At 59.3% G+C, this 20151-nt stretch carries 16 protein-coding genes; 9 read left to right on the top strand and 7 right to left on the bottom strand.

Annotated elements, in window-relative coordinates:
* The first annotated feature begins 438 nt into the window (after positions 1 to 438).
* The gene (polA, locus tag AAIE04_RS08275) at positions 439 to 3237 is read left to right on the top strand and encodes a DNA polymerase I (protein WP_019452176.1); all 2799 of its coding nucleotides are present in this window, start codon (positions 439 to 441) and stop codon (positions 3235 to 3237) included.
* A gap of 191 nt (positions 3238 to 3428) precedes the next feature.
* Positions 3429 to 3476 (top strand): small protein SpfP, encoded by a 48-nt coding sequence (spfP, locus tag AAIE04_RS08280; protein WP_071892919.1) that lies wholly within the window; start codon positions 3429 to 3431, stop codon positions 3474 to 3476.
* 278 nt (positions 3477 to 3754) lie between these two features.
* Here the strand turns inward: spfP and yihA are convergent, their stop codons facing one another.
* On the bottom strand, positions 3755 to 4399 hold the full coding sequence (gene yihA, locus AAIE04_RS08285; protein ID WP_019452177.1) for a ribosome biogenesis GTP-binding protein YihA/YsxC: 645 nt from the start codon (positions 4397 to 4399) through the stop codon (positions 3755 to 3757).
* Between the two features lie 734 nt (positions 4400 to 5133).
* Between yihA and yihI the strand changes: the two genes are divergently transcribed.
* The gene (gene yihI, locus AAIE04_RS08290) at positions 5134 to 5676 is read left to right on the top strand and encodes a Der GTPase-activating protein YihI (protein ID WP_025160303.1); all 543 of its coding nucleotides are present in this window, start codon (positions 5134 to 5136) and stop codon (positions 5674 to 5676) included.
* A gap of 182 nt (positions 5677 to 5858) precedes the next feature.
* Entirely contained in the window at positions 5859 to 7232 is a 1374-nt protein-coding gene (hemN, locus tag AAIE04_RS08295; RefSeq protein WP_019452180.1) for an oxygen-independent coproporphyrinogen III oxidase, read from the top strand.
* A gap of 34 nt (positions 7233 to 7266) precedes the next feature.
* Here hemN and AAIE04_RS08300 read toward each other — a convergent pair whose 3' ends face one another.
* The 4 genes from AAIE04_RS08300 to glnA all read right to left on the bottom strand — a co-directional run bounded on the left by AAIE04_RS08300 (position 7267) and on the right by glnA (position 11576).
* Positions 7267 to 7389, bottom strand: coding sequence for a YshB family small membrane protein (locus AAIE04_RS08300; RefSeq protein ID WP_015379453.1), 123 nt, complete (start codon positions 7387 to 7389; stop codon positions 7267 to 7269).
* 113 nt (positions 7390 to 7502) lie between these two features.
* Positions 7503 to 8915 (bottom strand): nitrogen regulation protein NR(I), encoded by a 1413-nt coding sequence (gene glnG, locus AAIE04_RS08305; protein WP_004931248.1) that lies wholly within the window; start codon positions 8913 to 8915, stop codon positions 7503 to 7505.
* 8 nt (positions 8916 to 8923) lie between these two features.
* Positions 8924 to 9973, bottom strand: coding sequence for a nitrogen regulation protein NR(II) (glnL, locus tag AAIE04_RS08310; RefSeq protein WP_004931246.1), 1050 nt, complete (start codon positions 9971 to 9973; stop codon positions 8924 to 8926).
* Positions 9974 to 10166: 193 nt separating this feature from the next.
* Entirely contained in the window at positions 10167 to 11576 is a 1410-nt protein-coding gene (glnA, locus tag AAIE04_RS08315; protein ID WP_019452181.1) for a glutamate--ammonia ligase, read from the bottom strand.
* Between the two features lie 370 nt (positions 11577 to 11946).
* On the opposite strand from glnA, the gene typA reads away from it, so the two are divergent.
* From typA to fabY, 5 genes are all read left to right on the top strand, one after another.
* A complete protein-coding gene (gene typA, locus AAIE04_RS08320) occupies positions 11947 to 13770 on the top strand; it encodes a ribosome-dependent GTPase TypA (RefSeq protein ID WP_004931243.1) in 1824 nt (607 codons plus the stop codon).
* Between the two features lie 166 nt (positions 13771 to 13936).
* Positions 13937 to 14527, top strand: coding sequence for a glucose-1-phosphatase (yihX, locus tag AAIE04_RS08325; RefSeq protein WP_004931242.1), 591 nt, complete (start codon positions 13937 to 13939; stop codon positions 14525 to 14527).
* Between the two features lie 51 nt (positions 14528 to 14578).
* Positions 14579 to 15472, top strand: a complete 894-nt coding sequence (locus AAIE04_RS08330) for a virulence factor BrkB family protein (protein WP_063918305.1) — start codon at positions 14579 to 14581, stop codon at positions 15470 to 15472.
* On the top strand, positions 15469 to 15906 hold the full coding sequence (gene dtd, locus AAIE04_RS08335; protein ID WP_074053614.1) for a D-aminoacyl-tRNA deacylase: 438 nt from the start codon (positions 15469 to 15471) through the stop codon (positions 15904 to 15906). Before AAIE04_RS08330 ends, dtd begins: the two co-directional genes overlap by 4 nt.
* 21 nt (positions 15907 to 15927) lie before the next feature.
* On the top strand, positions 15928 to 16875 hold the full coding sequence (gene fabY / locus AAIE04_RS08340) for a fatty acid biosynthesis protein FabY (RefSeq protein ID WP_025160304.1): 948 nt from the start codon (positions 15928 to 15930) through the stop codon (positions 16873 to 16875).
* Positions 16876 to 16913: 38 nt separating this feature from the next.
* Here the strand turns inward: fabY and AAIE04_RS08345 are convergent, their stop codons facing one another.
* Both AAIE04_RS08345 and AAIE04_RS08350 read right to left on the bottom strand, forming a co-directional pair.
* Positions 16914 to 18575 carry an AsmA family protein gene (locus AAIE04_RS08345; RefSeq protein WP_498576780.1) on the bottom strand — a complete coding sequence of 554 codons (1662 nt, stop codon included), beginning with the start codon at positions 18573 to 18575 and terminating at the stop codon, positions 16914 to 16916.
* Positions 18576 to 18703: 128 nt separating this feature from the next.
* Positions 18704 to 20104 (bottom strand): nucleobase:cation symporter-2 family protein, encoded by a 1401-nt coding sequence (locus AAIE04_RS08350; protein ID WP_019452186.1) that lies wholly within the window; start codon positions 20102 to 20104, stop codon positions 18704 to 18706.
* Positions 20105 to 20151 lie beyond the last annotated feature (47 nt).

Genomic DNA, 20151 nt, shown 5'->3' on the forward strand with positions numbered 1-20151 from the left:
ATATTTTAACAGAAATCGTCGGGTTAAAGCGCCGCTAAAAATCACTGTTTTTCGTCTCGATGGATAACCATTTGCTGAGTTTTCGTGCAACTTGTCCAGCTTGTGCTATGGTAATTGAGGCGCCGAATTTGATTAATAGTGCGATTAAAATCCGGCGAAAGTTATATCCACAAATTCAATAAATGCCAGTAATAAAGCGTCGCCGGAATTCGTTCTTTTAACGCGGTGATTTAAATAGGAATTTTATTCGCCGTTATAACGATAATCGCAGCGTTATAATTCGTTCTCTTTTCTATGCACAAAGTTATCCACAGGTAAGATCTTGCGGATCCTCGCGCACAATCACATCATTTTCGTCCGCAATGCACGCTAAGGTTCGTCTCCGGCGGCTAGCTATGGCATGCTTACCCCTATGTCCGATCACGATAAAGAAACGCTATGGCCCAGATTGCAGAAAACCCACTAATCCTGGTTGACGGTTCCTCCTACCTCTACCGCGCTTACCATGCCTTCCCGCCGCTGACCAACTCGGCGGGTGAGCCGACCGGCGCGATGTACGGCGTGCTGAATATGCTGCGCAGCCTGCTGCTGCAGTATCAACCGAGCCACGTTGCCGTGGTGTTTGATGCCAAAGGGAAGACCTTCCGCGACGAGCTGTTCGCTGAATACAAGTCGCACCGGCCGCCGATGCCGGACGATCTGCGTGCGCAGATCGAGCCGCTGCACAACATGGTCAAGGCGATGGGCCTGCCGCTGCTGGTGACGCCCGGCGTTGAGGCGGACGACGTTATCGGTACGCTGGCGCTGGAGGCCGAGAAGGCCGGCCATGCGGTGCTGATCAGCACCGGCGACAAAGACATGGCGCAGCTGGTGACGCCGAACGTTACCCTGATCAACACCATGAACAACACGATCCTCGGCCCGCAGGAAGTGTGCGACAAGTACGGTATTCCGCCGGAACTGATCATCGACTTCCTGGCGCTGATGGGCGATTCATCGGACAACATTCCCGGCGTGCCGGGCGTGGGCGAGAAAACCGCCCAGGCGTTGCTGCAGGGCATCGGCGGGCTGGATGCGCTGTACGGCAACCTGGAGAGCATCGCCACGCTGAGCTTCCGCGGTGCCAAAACCATGGCGGCCAAGCTGGAGCAGAACAAAGAGGTCGCGTACCTCTCCTATAAGCTGGCGACGATCAAAACCGACGTCGAGCTGGATCTGACCTGCGCTGAGCTGACGGTGTCCGAGCCGGATGTCGATACGCTGCAACAGCTGTTCAAACAGTACGAGTTCAAACGCTGGCTGGCGGACGTGGAAGCCGGCGTATGGCTGGAAAACAAGAAAGGCGCGGGCGCGAAAGCTGCCGGCGTCGCCAAAGCGGCCGTCGCCGCGGAAGCGCCGAAAGCGCTGGCGGAGGCCAAGCTTTCTCAGGACGGTTATGTCACTATCCTGGATGAAGCGACCTTTACCGACTGGCTGACGCGGCTGAAAAAGGCCGAGGTATTTGCCTTCGATACTGAAACCGACGGGCTGGATACCCTGACCGCCAACCTGATCGGCCTGTCCTTCGCGATCGCACCGGGCGAAGCGGCTTACTTGCCGGTGGCGCACGATTATCTGGATGCGCCGCCTCAGCTGGATCGCGCTTACGTGCTGGAAGCGCTTAAGCCGCTGCTGGAAGACGAGAAGGCGCTGAAAGTCGGGCAAAACCTGAAGTTCGACATGAGCCTGCTGGCGCGCTACGGCATCGAGATGCGCGGCATTGCCTATGACACCATGCTGGAGTCCTATGTGCTGGACAGCGTCGGCGGCCGCCATGATATGGACAGCCTGGCCGACCGTTATCTTGGCCATAAAACCATCACCTTCGAAGAAATCGCCGGCAAGGGCAAAAACCAGCTGACGTTCAACCAGATCGCGCTGGAGCAGGCGGCACCTTACGCCGCCGAAGACGCCGATGTCACGCTGCAGCTGCACCTGGCGATGTGGCCGCAGCTGAAGCAAAGCGCGGAACTGCTGACGGTATTCAATGAGATTGAAATGCCGCTGTTGCCGGTACTGTCGCATATCGAACGCACCGGGGTGCTGATCGATCCGGCCATTTTGTCGGCCCACTCCCAGGAGCTGGCCAAGCGTCTGGCTGAGCTGGAAGTGCAGGCCCATGAGCTGGCGGAAGAGCCGTTCAACCTGGCGTCGACCAAGCAGCTGCAGGCGATCCTGTACGAAAAACAAAAGCTGCCGGTGCTGAAGAAAACCCCGGGCGGGGCGCCTTCTACCAACGAAGAAGTACTGGCCGAACTGGCGCTGGACTACCCGCTGCCGAAGGTGATTCTGGAATACCGCGGCTTGGCGAAGCTGAAAACCACCTACACTGACAAGCTGCCGCTGATGATCAATCCGGTCAGCGGCCGGGTGCATACCTCATACCATCAGGCGGTGACTGCCACCGGTCGTCTCTCCTCGAGCGATCCGAACCTGCAGAACATCCCGGTGCGCAACGAAGAAGGGCGGCGTATTCGCCAGGCCTTTATCGCGCCGGAAGGCTACCGCATCGTCGCCGCCGACTACTCGCAGATCGAGTTGCGCATCATGGCGCATCTGTCACAGGATGAAGGGCTGCTGAAGGCCTTCGCCGAAGGGAAAGACATCCACCGTGCCACGGCGTCGGAAGTGTTCGGCGTGCCGTTGGATAAAGTGACCAGCGAGCAGCGCCGCAGCGCCAAAGCGATTAACTTCGGCCTGATTTACGGCATGAGCGCCTTCGGTCTGGCGCGCCAGTTGGGGATCCCGCGTGGGGAAGCCCAGCGCTATATGGATCTCTACTTCGAGCGTTACCCGGGCGTGCTGGACTATATGGAGCGCACTCGCCAGCAGGCCTCCGAACAGGGCTACGTCAGCACGCTGGACGGGCGCCGCCTGTACCTGCCGGACGTACGCTCCAGCAACGGCATGCGCCGCAAGGCGGCCGAACGCGCCGCCATCAACGCCCCGATGCAGGGCACCGCGGCCGATATCATCAAGCGTGCGATGATCGAGGTCGACGCCTGGCTGCAAGGGCAGGAGAAGCCGTTGGTGCGCGCGATTATGCAGGTGCACGATGAATTGGTGTTTGAGGTGCATGAGTCGGTGATCGACGAAGCCAGCCAACGTATCCGCCAACTGATGGAAGGCAGCATGACGCTGGCGGTGCCGCTGAAGGTTGATGTGGGCGTCGGCATGAACTGGGATGAAGCGCACTGATCGCCGGGTTATCGCCGGATGCGCTAACTGGCGAGAAGCTAAGCACTTTTCGTAATTAAGCTACAAGATGCGGCGATTGTTTCCTCAACTTCGCCGTTCTTGTGTCTCAAATTGTGTAAGTAAACTACAAAAAATTCTTTTTCCCTGCGAAAAAATGATGTAGAGTTACAGGCGTAGGGTACAGAGGTAAGATGTTCTATCTTTCAGACCTTTTACTTCACGTAATCGGATTTGGCTGAATATTTAGCCGCCCCAGTCAGTATTGACTGGGGCGTTTTTTATTGTAAAAACAGCAGCAAACCATACGTTTTTCCTATCACCACGCCCCGCTTTTCATGTCAGTTTCCGCCCCCTTAATTCGCGTCATCCGCTGAGATAAGCCCGTTTTGTCGATAAGTTTTTATGATGGCTTTATTTCAAAACTGTAATTAGATAACGAAAAATCCCGCCTGCGGCCGATCTTCGGGCATAAAAAAGCCGATGCGGTGAGGCATCGGCCTAAGCGTTCGGCTCGAGCTTATTCGCCGGCTTCGTCTTCCGGCAGCACTTCCGGCGGGATCTCGTTGAACCAGGTGTCCAGCTTCTGGCGCAGCTTGTCGACGCCGATCTTCTTCAGCGACGAGAAGGCTTCAACCTGGATATCTCCCATAAACGGCAGCACCGCTTCACGCACCATATTGAGCTGCGCCTTGCGTGCGCCGGAGGCCAGTTTGTCGGCCTTGGTCAGCAGCACCAGCACCGGCGTGCCGACGTCGACCGCCCACTGGATCATCTGCTGGTCGAGATCTTTAAGCGGATGGCGAATATCCATCAGCACCACCAGGCCTTTCAGGCTGTTGCGCATCTGCAGGTATTCGCCCAACGCGCGTTGCCATTTGCGTTTCATCTCTTCCGGCACTTCGGCATAGCCGTAACCTGGCAGGTCGACCAGGCGGATGCCGTCTTCCACTTCGAACAGGTTGATCAGCTGGGTGCGCCCTGGCGTCTTACTGGTGCGCGCCAGGCTTTTTTGGTTGGTGAGGGTATTCAGTGCGCTGGATTTACCGGCATTGGAACGGCCGGCAAAGGCGACTTCAATTCCTGCATCCCCCGGCAGATGGCGAATATCGGGCGCGCTGGTGACGAAATGGGTCACATGGTAGTTGTAGTTCTTGCTGGTCAAAATTTTTCGTCTCCGTGAGGATGGCTAACTGGTTGGCGATTATAACTGCATCAGCGGTAAAAATGGCGTGTTTCTCCGTTTTTAAGCGGCGGGACGCGATAAAGCGGCAGTTATGCCAAGCGTGCGTTGTGAGACATTTGCCATTCGAATCGCGGGTAATGTCGCTTTATTCGAAAGTGATATTTCTGTTTTTATTTTAAAAACAATGCGTTGTTTTTTCGTTATGTGGAAATGTCGCCCAAAACGGCGTCAGGTACCTTGAGCCTTCGCAACAATAACGTAAAGTACTCGTTAACGCAGGGTTGCGCAGGATTAAGGAACATCCGGGAAGGATGACAAATCTCAGGGAATGCACAGGGCGTGCAATGAGTGCCAGGATGAACGCAAAAGGAAGTGACTGTTTCGCACCGGAATAGGCGACAGGCACATCGGATGGTGAAGTATCGGCAGTTTGGATGCCCGCAGGAAGCTCGCTCGGGAAGGGCGGATGCGAATGGATTGCGCCATGGACGATTTTTCTTTCAGGATGAAGGACGTAGTGGCAGGGAATGCGGTTATAGCAGAGGGAAAAACCGGGATGTTGCATGTACGCAAGGAGCGCGTAACAGGAATACCCTTCGCAAGAAGGTGCGAAATAGGCGGCAGGTTTAACCTGCCGCCTTTTTTCTTTGCCCGCTTTCTGCTAGATTCCGCCGCAATTCTATACTGAATCTACATACCTAAGAGCACACGCTATGAACCAGCCATCAAAAGCACCTCGCGGCAGCGCGGCGAAGTCAAAAACGAAAAAGAAAAGCCGTATGGAGCTCGATCAGGAAGCGCGCGAGCGCAAACGCCTGAAAAAGCGCCGCGGCCACGCTTCCGGTTCGCGCACCCAGGTCGAGTCCGGCAGCCAGAAAAACAAATCGGCGTCTGAAGCCAAAGATCCGCGTATCGGTAGTAAGGTGCCGGTTGCGCTGGTGATCGACGAGACCAAAGTGAAGGCCAAACCGCAGCCGAAGCCAAAGGCCGAAGCGAAACCGCGCCTGTCGCCGGAAGAAGAACTGGCGAAGCTGGAAAATGACGAACGTCTGAACGAGCTGCTGGATCGCATCGACGACGGCGAAACGCTGAATGCGCAAGAGCAGGCGTATGTCGACAAGACGCTGGATCGCATCGATGTGCTGATGGACGTGCTGGGCATCGAGCTGGGCGACGACGACGAAGACGAAGAAGAAGAGAAGCAGGAAGATATTCTGAAGCTGCTGAAAGGCGGCAACCCGAAAGACGCCTTTTAACGCGCCATGTGGCTAATCCCGACAATAGCCCTACTCTTGATGTGTTATCTGCTGTGGTTATTCGGTAAACTATGGCGGCTGTCTAAGCGCAAAGCGCGTTTTCGCAGCGCTTCCGTGGCCAGACAGCGCAGACAACCGCCCCTCTCCCGGCCCGGTAGAAAAAGATATCGGAAGGAGTGAGCATGTCAGAGCAGACGATTGTCTGGGATTTGGCCCTGATCCAAAAATATAACTACTCAGGGCCGCGTTATACCTCATACCCCACGGCGCTGGAGTTTAACCAGAGCTACGACGAAGCGGCGTTTCAACGCGCCGCTGCGCGCTACCCTGAGCGGCCGCTGTCGCTGTACGTGCATATCCCTTTCTGCCACAAGCTGTGCTACTTCTGCGGCTGCAACAAGCTGGTGACGCGTCAGACGCACAAGGCCGACGAATATCTGAACGTCCTGGCGCAAGAGATCGCCGGCCGCGCGCCGCTGTTTGCCGGCCGCAAGGTTGGCCAGATGCACTGGGGCGGCGGTACGCCAACCTACCTGGATAAAGCGCAAATCAGCCGGCTGGTGGCGCTGCTGCGTGAACATTTTGATTTTCTGCCCGATGCGGAGATGTCGATCGAGGTTGATCCGCGTGAGATAGAGCTGGATGTGCTAGATCATTTACGTGCCGAAGGCTTTAACCGCCTGAGCATGGGGGTGCAGGATTTCAACAAGCAGGTGCAGCAGCTGGTCAACCGCGAGCAGGATGAAGCCTTCATTTTCGCCCTGATCGAGCGGGCCAAAGCGCTGGGCTTCCGCTCGACCAATATCGATCTGATCTACGGCCTGCCGAAACAGACGCCGGAAAGCTTCGCTTTCACGCTGCAGCGCGTGGCGGAGCTAAATCCCGATCGCCTCAGCGTATTCAACTACGCGCATATGCCGAACCTGTTCGCTGCCCAGCGTAAAATCAAAGACGCCGATCTGCCCGGTGCGCAGCAGAAGCTGGATATCCTGCAACAGAGCATCGCTTTCCTGACCGACGCCGGCTATCAGTTCATCGGCATGGATCACTTTGCACGCCCGGACGACGAACTGGCGATCGCGCAGCGCGAAGGCAAGCTGCACCGCAACTTCCAGGGCTACACCACCCAGGGCGACAGCGATCTGCTGGGGCTGGGCGTGTCGGCCATCAGCATGCTTGGCGACAGCTATGCGCAGAACCAAAAAGAGCTGAAGCATTACTATGACAGCGTACAGGCGCAGGGCAACGCGCTGTGGCGAGGGTTGGCGCTGACGGACGACGATTGCCTGCGGCGCGATCTGATCAAAACGCTGATCTGCAACTTCCGGTTGGCCTATCAGCCGCTCGAGCGGCAATACGGCATCGACTTCACCGCTTACTTCGCCGAAGACCTGCAGCTGCTGGCGCCGTTTGAACGCGATGGGCTGGTGGAGCGCGACGAGCAGGGCATCCGCGTTACGCCGCGCGGGCGCTTGCTGATCCGCAATATCTGTATGTGTTTCGATCGCTATCTGCGGCAACAGGCGCGCAGCCAGCAGTTCTCACGGGTGATCTGAGGATGAAAAAACAGCCGCTGATGCGGCTGTTTTTTTAACTGAAGAAATTAATCAGCGCGGCGCACAACACTGCGGCAACCGCCGCCTGCGGGGTGTGGCTGGCGGCGGAGCCCAGCTCCGCGCCCTGAGAAATGAATACGATGAATGAGTCCAGCATCGTCAACCTCCAGAGTGTGCGACACGATCATACTGCGCCCGCACCGGCTGTAAAGTCTGAGGTTGGCGTTTTTTTGTGCGCTGGGCTGCGTTTTTTATCATCAATCCCGGCACCTATTCCATGCCCAGTTCTTTGAGCTTGCGGGTCAGGGTATTGCGCCCCCAGCCCAGCAGGCGCGCGGCTTCCTGTTTGTGTCCCTGAGTGTGGCGCAGGGCGGTGGTGAGCAGCGTGCGCTCCATCTCCGGCTGCGCTTCCGACAGCAGGTTTTGATGACCGGAACGCAGCGCGCGATCGGCCCACTGGGCCAGCAGCGTGGCCCAGCTGTCCGGCAGACTGTGGCTGGGATTTTCCGGCGCCGCGGTTTCGAACAGCTCGCCCGGCAGATCCTGAATCAGCACTTCCTGCCCGGCGGCCATCACCGTCAGCCAGCGGCAGGTGTTTTCCAACTGGCGCACGTTGCCCGGCCAGGGCAGGCGGGTCAGCGCGGTTTCAGTTTCCGGGTGCAGGTTCTTGGCCTCTACGCCCAACTCTTTGGCGGCGATCTGCAGGAAATGGCGCGCCAGCCGTGGGATGTCTTCACGGCGTTCGCGCAGCGGCGGCAGGTGCACGCGGATCACGTTCAGGCGGTGGAACAGATCCTCGCGGAACTTGCCTTCCTGTACCCGCAGTTCCAGGTTCTGGTGCGTAGCGGCGATGATGCGCACGTCGACCTTCACCGGCGCATAGCCGCCGACCCGGTAGAACTGGCCGTCCGCCAGCACCCGCAGCAGGCGCGTCTGCACGTCGAGCGGCATGTCGCCGATCTCGTCGAGGAACAGCGTGCCGCCGTCGGCCTGCTCAAAGCGACCCTGACGGATTTGGTTAGCGCCGGTGAAGGCGCCTTTCTCGTGGCCGAACAGCTCGGACTCGATCAGATCCTTGGGGATGGCGGCCATGTTCAGGGCGATGAACGGCGACTTGGCGCGCGGGCTGTGGCGGTGCAGCGCATGCGCCACCAGTTCCTTGCCGGTGCCGGATTCGCCGTTGATCAGTACGCTGATCGACGAACGCGACAGCCGGCCGATGATGCGAAACACGTCCTGCATCGCCGGCGCTTCGCCGATGATGTCCGCCGCCGGATCGCTGGCCGGCTGGTTGCGCACCGGCTGCTGCTGCTCCTGATAATGGCTGATGGCGCGCTCGACCAGCGCCACCGCTTCGTCGATGTCGAACGGCTTCGGCAGGTAGTCGAAGGCCCCTTGCTGATAGGCGCTGACGGCGGCGTCCAGATCCGAATGCGCGGTCATGATGATCACCGGCAGCATCGGATGGCGCTGTTTGATCTGTTTGAGCAGCGCCAGGCCATCGATACCCGGCATGCGGATATCGGACAGCAGCACGTCGGGGGTTTGCGTGGCCAAGGCTTCCAGCACGTCATTGCCGCCTTCGAAGGTGGCGCAGCTCAGGCCCGCGCCGGTGAGCGCGCGCTCAAGCACCCAGCGGATGGAGCTATCGTCATCGACGATCCAGACTATCCCTCGTTGCATAGCAAACCTCACTGACGAATGGGCAGGTAAACCGAGAATTCGGTATGACCTGGCCAACTGTTGAATTCAATTTTTCCGCAATGCTGATCGATAAGATTGCGGGCGATGGATAATCCCAGGCCGGTACCGCCTTCACGGCCGCTGACCATCGGGTAGAACAGCGTGTCCTGCAGCTGCGCCGGTACGCCGGGGCCGTCGTCTTCGACGTCGATGCGCGCCGCCAGGCGGTAGCGGGTGCCGTGCAACGTGATCTGAAACGCGGTGCGGGTGCGCAGCGTGATGGTGCCGCCCGCTTCACCCAGCGCCTGCAGCGCGTTGCGAGTGATGTTCAGCAGCACCTGTTCTATCTGATCCGGGTCGTGGGCCATTTCCGGCAGGCTCGGATCGTAGTCGCGCACCAGCGTGACGTTATCCGGCATTTCCAGCGATACCAGCTGGCAGACGCGCTCCGCGACCTGATGGATGCTTTGGGTGATGTGCTGGCCGGGCCGCTGTGGCCCGAGCAGGCGATCCACCAGATTGCGCAGCCGATCGGCTTGCTCGATGATCACCTTGGTGTACTCGGTTAGCGCCGGATCGGGCAGCGCCTTGGCCAGCAGCTGCGCCGCGCCGCGCAGGCCGCCCAGCGGATTTTTAATTTCGTGCGCCAAACCGCGCACCAGATCGCGGGCCGCCACCTGTTGGGCATGCTGCAACTGTTCCTGGCTCAGGCGGCGCTGATTGTCCATCGGCGCCAGCTCGACCAGGATATAGCCTTCCGGCAGAGCCTGAGCGGTCAGGGAAAGGATATGCGCGCGGCCGTCGACCACCAGGGTCACTTCATTGTCGGTGAAGCCCTGACCGGCGCGCAGGCTTTCACGCATCAACGAGACGTTCAGCGAAAAATAACCGAGCAAATCGGGCAGCGGGGTGCCGAACAGCTTGCGGGAGCTTTGCGCCAGCAACTGCTGTGCCGCCGGGTTGGCGTAGTGAACCGCCAGTGAGTCATCCAACAGCAGGATGCTGTTGATGAGTGAATTGAGGATCTGCCCAGCATCGGGCAGCTTGCCAGTTGCCATACAGCAGACTCCTGCACCTTTTTAGTGCATCTATCCTACTCCATCCGGGATCGGCGCGGTATGGAATAGTTTTGCAGAAAATACGGTGGAGAAAAAAACCCATCCGAAGATGGGCTGAAAGTTTCCACGGCAACAAAAAAGCGATAACAAAAATGTGGGCGCCGTCCGCCTCTGCAGACGGCGCGGGTCGGGCTTAGACGCTGTAGTACAGTTCGAACTCAACCGGGTGTGGCGTCATGCGAACGCGGTCCATCTCTTCTTTGCGCAGTTCGATGTAGGCATCGATCGCATCGTCGGTGAACACGCCGCCGCGGGTCAGGAACTCGCGGTCTTCGTTCAGTGCGGCCATCGCCTCGTCCAGCGAGCCGGCCACTTTTGGGATCTCGGCTTCTTCTTCCGGCGGCAGGTCGTACAGGTTTTTGTCCATGGCGTCGCCAGGGTGGATCTTGTTGATGATGCCGTCCAGGCCGGCCATCAGCAGTGCGGCGAAGCACAGGTATGGGTTAGCCGCCGGATCCGGGAAGCGAGCTTCGATGCGGCGCGCTTTCGGGCTGGAAACCACTGGAATGCGGATAGACGCAGAGCGGTTACGGGCGGAGTAAGCCAGCATCACCGGCGCTTCGTAACCCGGCACCAGACGTTTGTAGGAGTTGGTGGTCGGGTTGGCCAGGGCGTTGATCGCTTTGGCGTGCTTGATGATGCCGCCGATGTAGAACAGCGCGGTTTCAGACAGGCCGCCGTATTTGTCGCCGGCGAACAGGTTGGTACCGTTCTTGGACAGCGACATGTGGCAGTGCATGCCGGAACCGTTGTCGCCGAACATTGGCTTCGGCATGAAGGTCGCGGTTTTGCCGAAGGCGTGCGCTACGTTGTGCACCACGTATTTGTAGATCTGAATTTCGTCGGCTTTCTTGGTCATGGTGTTGAAGCGGGTTGCCACTTCGTTCTGACCGGCGGTCGCCACTTCGTGGTGGTGCGCTTCAACCACCAGGCCCATCTCTTCCATGGTCAGACACATGGTAGAACGCAGATCCTGCGAAGAGTCGACCGGTGGAACCGGGAAGTAACCGCCTTTCACCGCCGGACGGTGGCCTTTGTTGCCGCCGTCGTATTTTGTGCCGGAGTTCCAGGCGCCTTCGATGTCGTCGATGGCCACGTGGGAACCGCGGATGCTGCTGCCGAAGCGGATGTCGTCGAACAGGAAGAATTCAGGCTCTGGCCCGAACAGCACGGTGTCCGCGATGCCGGAAGAGCGCAGGAAGTCTTCGGCGCGTTTAGAGATGGAGCGCGGGTCGCGATCGTAGCCTTGCATGGTGCCCGGCTCGAGAATGTCGCAGCGAATGATCAGCGTAGGTTCTTCGAAGAACGGATCCAGAACCGCCGTGCTGGCGTCCGGCATCAGTACCATGTCAGATTCGTTGATGCCCTTCCAACCACCGATAGAGGAGCCGTCAAACATTTTACCTTCTTCGAAGAAGTCGGCGTTTACCTGGTGAGCCGGGATAGTCACGTGTTGTTCCTTACCCTTGGTGTCAGTGAAACGCAGGTCTACGAATTTCACTTCATGCTCATTCAGCATCGTCAAAACGTGTTCAGCGGACATACTTAACTCTCCCGGTTTATCATTGTCGTCGTCGTGGAACGAATCTGTGGAACTGGCTTTTTTTCGCCTTGAAAAGACTAAAGCGAAAAGCGTGCCAACTTTTAAAAAAGGCTTTCATCGCCTTTCTGCGCGGGTTTTACCCAGCCACAGTATGCACCATTAGCGATAATTTGCACCATTATGGTGCAATTGGGGTGGGCGTGGGCACCGAAATGGTGCAAAAGTGCAACGATTGCGGCTTTTTGCACCGTGAAAGGGATCACAAACTGACCGGTATGCGGTTGTTTATAAGAGATGGTTGTGATCTTGTTTAGTCCCTCGCTTAATACGTGTACAATAGCGCGCTATTTCTAATGCCCGAGGCAAAGCTGTGATCGAAAATTTGCGTAACATCGCCATTATTGCCCACGTTGACCATGGTAAAACCACCCTGGTTGATAAGCTGCTGCAACAATCCGGTACTTTCGGAGAGCGTGCGGAAGCCACCGAACGCGTAATGGACTCCAACGATTTGGAGAAAGAGCGTGGGATTACCATCCTCGCAAAAAACACCGCCATTAATTGGAACGGTTACCGTATCAACATCGTGGATACCCCAGGACACGCCGACTTCGGCGGCGAGGTAGAGCGCGTGATGTCGATGGTTGACTCGGTGCTGCTGGTTGTGGATGCAATGGATGGCCCTATGCCGCAAACCCGCTTCGTGACCAAGAAGGCCTTCGCCAACGGTCTGAAGCCGATCGTGGTCATCAACAAGGTTGACCGTCCAGGCGCGCGTCCTGACTGGGTTGTGGATCAGGTGTTCGACCTGTTCGTGAACCTCGACGCGACCGACGAGCAGCTCGACTTCCCGATCATTTATGCGTCTGCGCTGAACGGCATCGCCGGCGTCGATCACACCGACATGGCGGAAGACATGACCCCGCTGTATCAGGCGATCGTCGACCACGTGTCTGCGCCGCAGGTTGAGCTGGAAGCGCCATTCCAGATGCAGATCTCCCAGTTGGACTACAACAACTACCTGGGCGTTATCGGCATCGGCCGCATCAAGCGCGGTAAAGTGAAGCCGAACCAGCAGGTCACCATCATCGACAGCGAAGGCAAAACTCGCAACGGTAAAGTGGGCAAAGTGCTGGGCCACCTGGGTCTGGAGCGTATCGACAGCACCCTGGCGGAAGCGGGCGACATCATCGCCATCACCGGCCTGGGCGAGCTGAACATCTCCGACACCATCTGCGACACCAACGCCGTAGAAGCGCTGCCGGCGCTGTCCGTCGACGAACCGACCGTAACCATGTTCTTCAACGTCAACACCTCGCCGTTCTGCGGTAAAGAAGGTAAGTACGTGACCTCGCGTCAGATCCTTGATCGTCTGAACAAAGAGCTGGTGCACAACGTGGCGCTGCGCGTCGAAGAAACCGACGATGCGGACGCTTTCCGCGTATCCGGTCGTGGCGAGCTGCACCTGTCGGTGCTGATCGAAAACATGCGTCGTGAAGGTTTCGAGCTGGCGGTTTCCCGTCCGAAAGTTATCTTCCGCGAAATCGATGGCCGCAAGCAGGAGCCATTCGAGAACGTGACGCTGGATATCGAAGAGCAGCATCAGGGTTCCGTGATGCAGGCGATGGGCGAGCGTAAAGCCGACCTGAAAAACATGGATCCGGACGGTAAGGGCCGTGTGCGTCTCGACTACGTGATCCCAAGCCGCGGTCTGATCGGCTTCCGTAACGAATTCATGACCATGACTTCGGGCACCGGTCTGCTGTACTCCACCTTCAGCCACTACGACGACGTGCGTCCGGGCGAAGTGGGCCAGCGTCAGAACGGCGTGCTGATCTCCAACGGCCAGGGCAAAGCGGTTGCGTTCGCGCTGTTCGGCCTGCAGGATCGCGGTAAGCTGTTCCTGGGCCACGGTGCGGAAGTGTATGAAGGCCAGATCATCGGTATTCACTCACGTTCCAACGACCTGACCGTAAACTGCCTGACCGGTAAGAAGCTGACCAACATGCGTGCTTCCGGTACTGACGAAGCGACTACCCTGGTTCCAGCCATCAAAATGACCCTGGAGCAAGCTCTGGAGTTCATCGATGACGACGAACTGGTAGAAGTGACGCCGACCTCGATCCGTATCCGTAAGCGTCACCTGACGGAAAACGATCGTAAGCGTGCCAGCCGCGGTCCTAAAGACGCTTAATCGCTGATTGAGTGTCCCATGCTTAGGGCGCGGTTCTCGCGCCCTGAGTTTTTTCCTCTGTTGTTCCCCGTTTGTGCGGCGCGCTATGCGCTTTTCCGTTCGCTCCCTGTTCAGCTGTTCCTTTTCCCGCTACAGTGAAATCTCACCGGCCCATCAGGAGAGGACTATGCTGTATATCTTTGATTTAGGTAATGTGATCGTCGATATCGATTTCAAGCGTGTGCTGGGCGTGTGGAGCAATTTGAGCGGCACGCCGTTGGCGGTGCTGTCCGATCGTTTCGCCATGGGTGAGGTGTTCCAGCAACATGAACGCGGTGAAATCAGCGACGAAGACTTCGCCGGCAAGCTGTGCGATGAAATGGGCATCGCGCTCAGCTTCGAGCAGTTTGCCACCGGTTGGCAGGCGGTATTCGTCGCGCTGCGCCCGGAAGTGATCGACATCATGCAGCGCCTGCGCAACGAAGGCCACCGGGTGGTGGTGCTGTCGAACACCAACCGTTTGCACTGCAACTACTGGCCGCAGCACTATCCTGAAGTGGCCGCCGCTGCCGATCATCTCTACCTGTCGCAAGATCTCGGCATGCGCAAGCCGGAAGCCGATATCTATCAACATGTGCTGGCCGCGGAAAACACCGCCGCCGCCGACGCGGTGTTCTTCGACGATCACCCGGCGAACGTCCTCGCCGCGCAGGCGCTGGGGATCAAGACGGTGCACGTCACCGATCGCGACGTGGTGCCGGCCTATTTTGCCCAATGAGCGCAGGGCGCGTTAAGCTTAAGGCGTATCAACTGGCATCAAGGAGTGACCATGTCGTTTTTCCGCCGCAAGAAGCTGCCCCCTGCGATTAAGCCCGGCGTTACCTTCGGACGGTTGCTGTACCAGCGCATCGACAACGATGGCCTGACGATGCTGGCGGGCCATCTCGCCTATGTTTCCCTGCTGTCGCTGGTGCCGCTGGTCACCGTGGTGTTCGCGCTGTTCGCCGCTTTCCCGATGTTTGCCGACATCAGCGAACAGCTGAAGAGCTTTGTTTTTGCCAATTTCGTGCCGGCCGCCGGCAACGTGATCCAGAACTACCTGGAGCAGTTCGTTGCCAATTCCAACAAGATGACCGCCGTCGGCACCTGCGGGTTGATCGTCACCGCGCTGCTGCTGATCTCCTCGGTGGACAGCGTGCTGAACACCATCTGGCGCAGCAAGAACAAGCGGCCGATCGTCTTCTCCTTCGCCGTGTACTGGATGGTGCTGACGCTGGGGCCGCTGCTGGTGGGCGCCAGTATGGCCATCAGCTCCTACCTGCTGTCGCTCAACTGGCTGACTCAGACCGGGGTCAACGGTCTGGTGGATCAGGTGCTGCGCATATTTCCGCTGATTTTGTCGTGTATCTCCTTCTGGCTGCTGTATTGCATCGTGCCGACGGTGCGGGTGCCGCCCAAAGACGCGCTGATTGGCGCGGTGGTGGCCGGGTTGCTGTTCGAGCTGGGTAAGAAGGGGTTCGCGCTGTACGTCACCATGTTCCCCTCCTATCAGCTGATTTACGGTGTGCTGGCAGTGATCCCGATTTTATTCCTGTGGGTCTACTGGAGCTGGTGTATCGTGTTACTCGGTGCGGAAATCACCGCGACCATCGGCGAATACCGCGACTACCGCCGGCAGAAGGCGGAGCAACAGGAACCAAAACCAGAAGGGCAGCAGGAATGATTGCGTTGATTCAACGGGTGTTAAACGCCAGCGTCACGGTAGGTGGCGAGACGGTAGGCAAGATTGGCCCCGGTTTGTTAGTGTTATTGGGCGTGGAGCAGGGCGATAACGAGCAAAAAGCGCAGCGCCTGTGCGAACGCGTGTTGGGATACCGCATTTTCGGCGACGAGAACGACAAGATGAACCTCAACGTCCAGCAGGCCGGGGGCAGCGTGCTGGTTGTCTCGCAGTTCACCCTGGCGGCGGACACCCAAAAGGGCATGCGCCCCAGCTTCTCGCGCGGCGCCGCGCCGCAGGAAGCCGATCGGTTGTATCAATATTTTGTTGGCCAGTGCCGCGAGCGCGGCATAGAGACCCAGACCGGCGAGTTCGCCGCCGACATGCAGGTGGCGCTGGTCAACGATGGTCCGGTGACATTCTGGCTACAGGTCTAAGCATTCGGAGAACAGGCGTCTATGTATCACCTACGAGTACCCGTAACAGAGCAAGAACTGAAGGAGTATTACCAGTTTCGCTGGGAAATGCTGCGCAAGCCGCTGCACCAGCCGGTGGGTTCGGAAAAGGATGCCTATGACGCCATGGCCCATCACCAAATGGTGGTGGACGAGGTCGGTAAAATCGTCGCCATTGGGCGGCTGTATATCAATGCCGACAATGAGGCGGCGATTCGTTTTCTGGCGGTAGACCCGACGCTGCAGGATAAAGGGTTGGGGACGCTGGTGGCGATGACGCTGGAATCCGTTGCGCGGCAGGAAGGCGTGAAGCGGGTGGTGTGCAGCGCCCGTGAAGACGCGGTGGATTTCTTCGCCAAGCTGGGGTTCGTCAACCAGGGGGAGATCACCGCGCCGCAAACCACCCCGATCCGCCACTTTCTGATGATTAAACCGGTGGCGACGCTGGACGATATCCTGCATCGCCCCGACTGGTGCGGCCAACTGCAGCAGGCCTGGTATGAACACATCCCGCTGAGCGAAAAGATGGGCGTGCGCATCAGCCAGTACACCGGCCAGCGCTTCGTCACCACCATGCCGGAGATCGGCAACCAGAACCCGCACCATACCCTGTTCGCCGGCAGCCTGTTCTCACTGGCGACGCTGACCGCCTGGGGGCTGATTTGGCTGCTGCTGCGCGAGCGCCATCTGGGCGGCACCATCATTCTGGCGGACGCGCACATTCGCTACAGCAAACCGATCACCGGCAGACCGCGGGCGGTGGCGGATCTCGGTTCGCTGAGCGGCGATTTGGCGCGTCTGGCGCGCGGCCGCCGCGCGCGCGTACACGCCGAAGTGCATCTGTTCGGCGATGAGGATAAGGGCGCGGTGTTCGAAGGCACCTACATGGTGTTGCCGGCCGAGCCGGATGTGCCGCTGGATCAGGGCGGTTCTGAAGCGCTGGAAGAGTAAGGCGGCGGCCCTGCCCTGAAGGCGGGCCGCGCAGTGCATTACGGCAGCTGTTGGTTCACCGTTTGGCCATCGCCGGCGGTGGCCTGCAGATTGCCCTTCAATGAAGCTTTGAACGGCCCGTCGCTGTTCAACAGCCCTTTCAACTGCAGTTCGAGGTTGCCGTCGCCCGTCAGCGGCACCGGCTGCCATCCCCATTGCTGCAAGGTATTGAGCGGTACCGAGCGGCCGTTCAGCGTCAGCTGGAACGGTTTGCCCGGCAGCTGATCGACGCTCGCTTTGGCCTCCAGCAGCCCATTCGGCATAAAGGCGCTGAGCTCGGTGACGTTGATTTGGCTGGCGTCGGCGTTCAGCGCCAGCGAAGGGCGTCGCACGTCGATTTTGTTGAAGGTGGCCTCGCTGCCGTTCAGGTTCAGCGAGCCGGACCACACGCCCCACTGGTGGTCGCGCGCCAGCAGCAGGTTGCTGCCGTAGCCGTCCAGCGCGGTGATCTGGAACGGGAACGCCGGGTTGATGTCGATGATCAGATTGCGGTTGGTGGTCAGCTTGGTGACGTACACCTCGTTCAGCCAATCCGGCAGCGGTTTCAGCCACAGCTCGCGCCAGTCGATCGGCAGAGTGTATTCCAGCGCCGCCATGGCCACTTCATCCAGCTGCAGGCGTTTGCCGGCGCGCAGCCAGCTGCCGGAGGCGCGCAACAGGCCGCCTTCCCAGCGGGTGGTGAACTGCTGAATGGCGATGCCGGCGGAAGAGAGCCGCAGGGTGGCGATCGGGTCGATCAGGTGGAAGCCGCCGTTGATCACATCGCCGGCGTTGAAGTTGAGCGAGCCGTCCTCGCTGCGCCAGTCGCCCTTTTCGACGCTGACGTTTTGCAGCGACAGATCGAGATCGTTAAACGCCCACGCTTTGCCCTCCAGACGCGCGTCGATCAGATCGAACCGCTTGAGGGTGACCGGTGGCAAGGTGGTGAAGCGCTGCATGAACTCCGCCAGCGTCAACGGGGTTTGCAGGCGTACGCCGCTCAGCCGCAGGCGATCCACCTGCCAGCTGCCGTCGACGGCGCGGCTGGCCACGCCGGTCAGGTCACCCTGCGCCAGGTCGGCGCCAAAGTTGTTCAACAGCAGCTGACCCTGCTTTTGCTCTCCCTGCACCAATACCTTCGAGGCGGGAATGCCGTTCAGCGTCATCGAGCCGGCGCTGAACTGGAACTGGTTGTTGTCCCCCAGCAAATGGTCAGCCAGCGGGCGCCATGGCGTGATGCCGGCGTTGACCTGCTGCGCGTTGAGCTGCCACTCGTTATCGTTGGACTGCAACGCCATGTTGCTCAGCTGCAGTACGTCAGCCTGTACAGGCAGCGCCGCCGCCTGCGGCTGCACGTTCAGCGTGCCGTCGCGCAGCGTGACGCTGTGGAAATAGCGCGGTTCGGTGATTTGGCGCAGGCTGAGGCCGAGATCGACGCGTTTGGCGACCAGCGCCTGCGGCTGGCCGTTGCGCGCCAGCTGCACCTCTTCCAGAGCGATCTGGTCCGGCTGGCTCCACGAATGGGTGATTTTTCCTATCGACAGGCGGTATTCGCTGTTGCCACTGATCCAGGCGCTCAGGCGGCCTGCCGCCCAGCGGGTTTGCCCCACCAGATACAGCACCACCGCCGCCAGCACCATCAGCAGCAGCAACGTCAGCAACAGCTTTCCGATAAATTTCATCGTCTACATCCGCATCGGTCAAAAAAGATACCCTGTTTATGCCGCAATTGGCCGGGCATCTCAAGGGCAATGGTCTGATAGACAATAAAAAACGGCCGCAGGCGGCCGTTTGAACGTCAAGGGACGGGTTACTTTTTCTCGTGTTCCTGCGGGAACACCAGGTTCAGCACGATGGCGGTAATGCCGCCGGCGGCGATGCCGGAAGAGAGCAGAGTTTTCAGCCAGTCCGGCGCGAACTGCAGGATCAGCGGCTGCTGGGAGACGCCCATGCCGACGGCCAGCGACAGCGCCATGATCATGATGGCGCGGCGGTTCAGGCGCTCGCGCGACACGATGCGCACGCCGGAGGCGGCGATGGTGCCGAACATCACGATGGTCGCGCCGCCCAGCACCGGCTCAGGGATGTGCTGCACGAAGCCGGCAACCGCCGGGAACAGCCCCAGCGCGATCAGCATCAGCGCCACCACAAAGCCGACGTAGCGGCTGGCGACGCCGGTCAGCTGGATCACGCCGTTGTTCTGGCCGAAGCAGGAGTTGGGGAAGGTGTTGAACACTGCCGACAGCATCGAGTTCAGGCCGTTGGCCAGCACGCCGCCCTTCAGGCGCTTCATGTACAGCGGCCCGCTGACCGGCTGTTCGGAGACGTCGGAAGTGGCGGTGATGTCGCCGATGGTTTCCAGCGAGGTGACCATAAAGATCAGCATCAGCGGCAGCAGCAGGTTCCAGTCGAAGCCCAGGCCGTAATAGAGCGGCGTGGGGATGGTGATCGCCGCCGTGGGCGCCGCCGGCGCGTCGGCGGGCAGCATGTCCATCGCCCAGGCCAACAGATAGCCGACCGCCATGGCGATCACCAGCGAAGCCACGCGCAGGTAAGGGTTGCGCTGGCGGTTCAGCAGGATGATTACCGCCAGCACCGCGCCGGCCAGCAGCAGGTTTTTCGGCGAGCCGAAGCTGTGATCGTTCATCGCGGCATAGCCGCCGCCGATCGAAGTCAGGCCGACCTGAATCAGCGACAGGCCGATGATCATCACCACGATGCCGGAAACCAGCGGGGTGATGATGCGGCGCGCCAGATGCAGCACGCGCGACAGCAAAATTTCGGTGCAGGAGGCGACCATCAGGGTGCCGAACAGCGCGGCCATCATGGTCGGCACGTCGGCGCCGCCGTTTTTCAGCGCCAGACCGCCCATGATCAGCGGCGAAACGAAGTTGAAGCTGGTGCCCTGAATCGACAGCAGCCCGGAGCCCACCGGCCCCCAGGTTTTGATTTGCAGAATGGAAGCCAGACCGGAGGCGAACAGCGACATGCTGATGATGTGCTGAGTATCCTGCGCCGGCAGGCCCAGCGCCTGGCAGATCAGCAGGGCCGGAGTGATCACCGCGACGAACATCGCCAGCAGATGCTGGCCGGCGGCAAACAGCGTTTGTGGCAGCGGCGGGCGATCTTCCAGGCGATAAATCAGTTCACTGGCGCGGGGTTCTGAGGCGGCTTGGCGCGCGGCATCAAGCTCGGAGGATGACATGCTCATGGTGTGGCGTTTCCAGATACGGCAAAGCAGGCATTTTAATGCTCCGC

This window comes from Serratia sp. Ae19-1 (genome assembly GCF_059801225.1).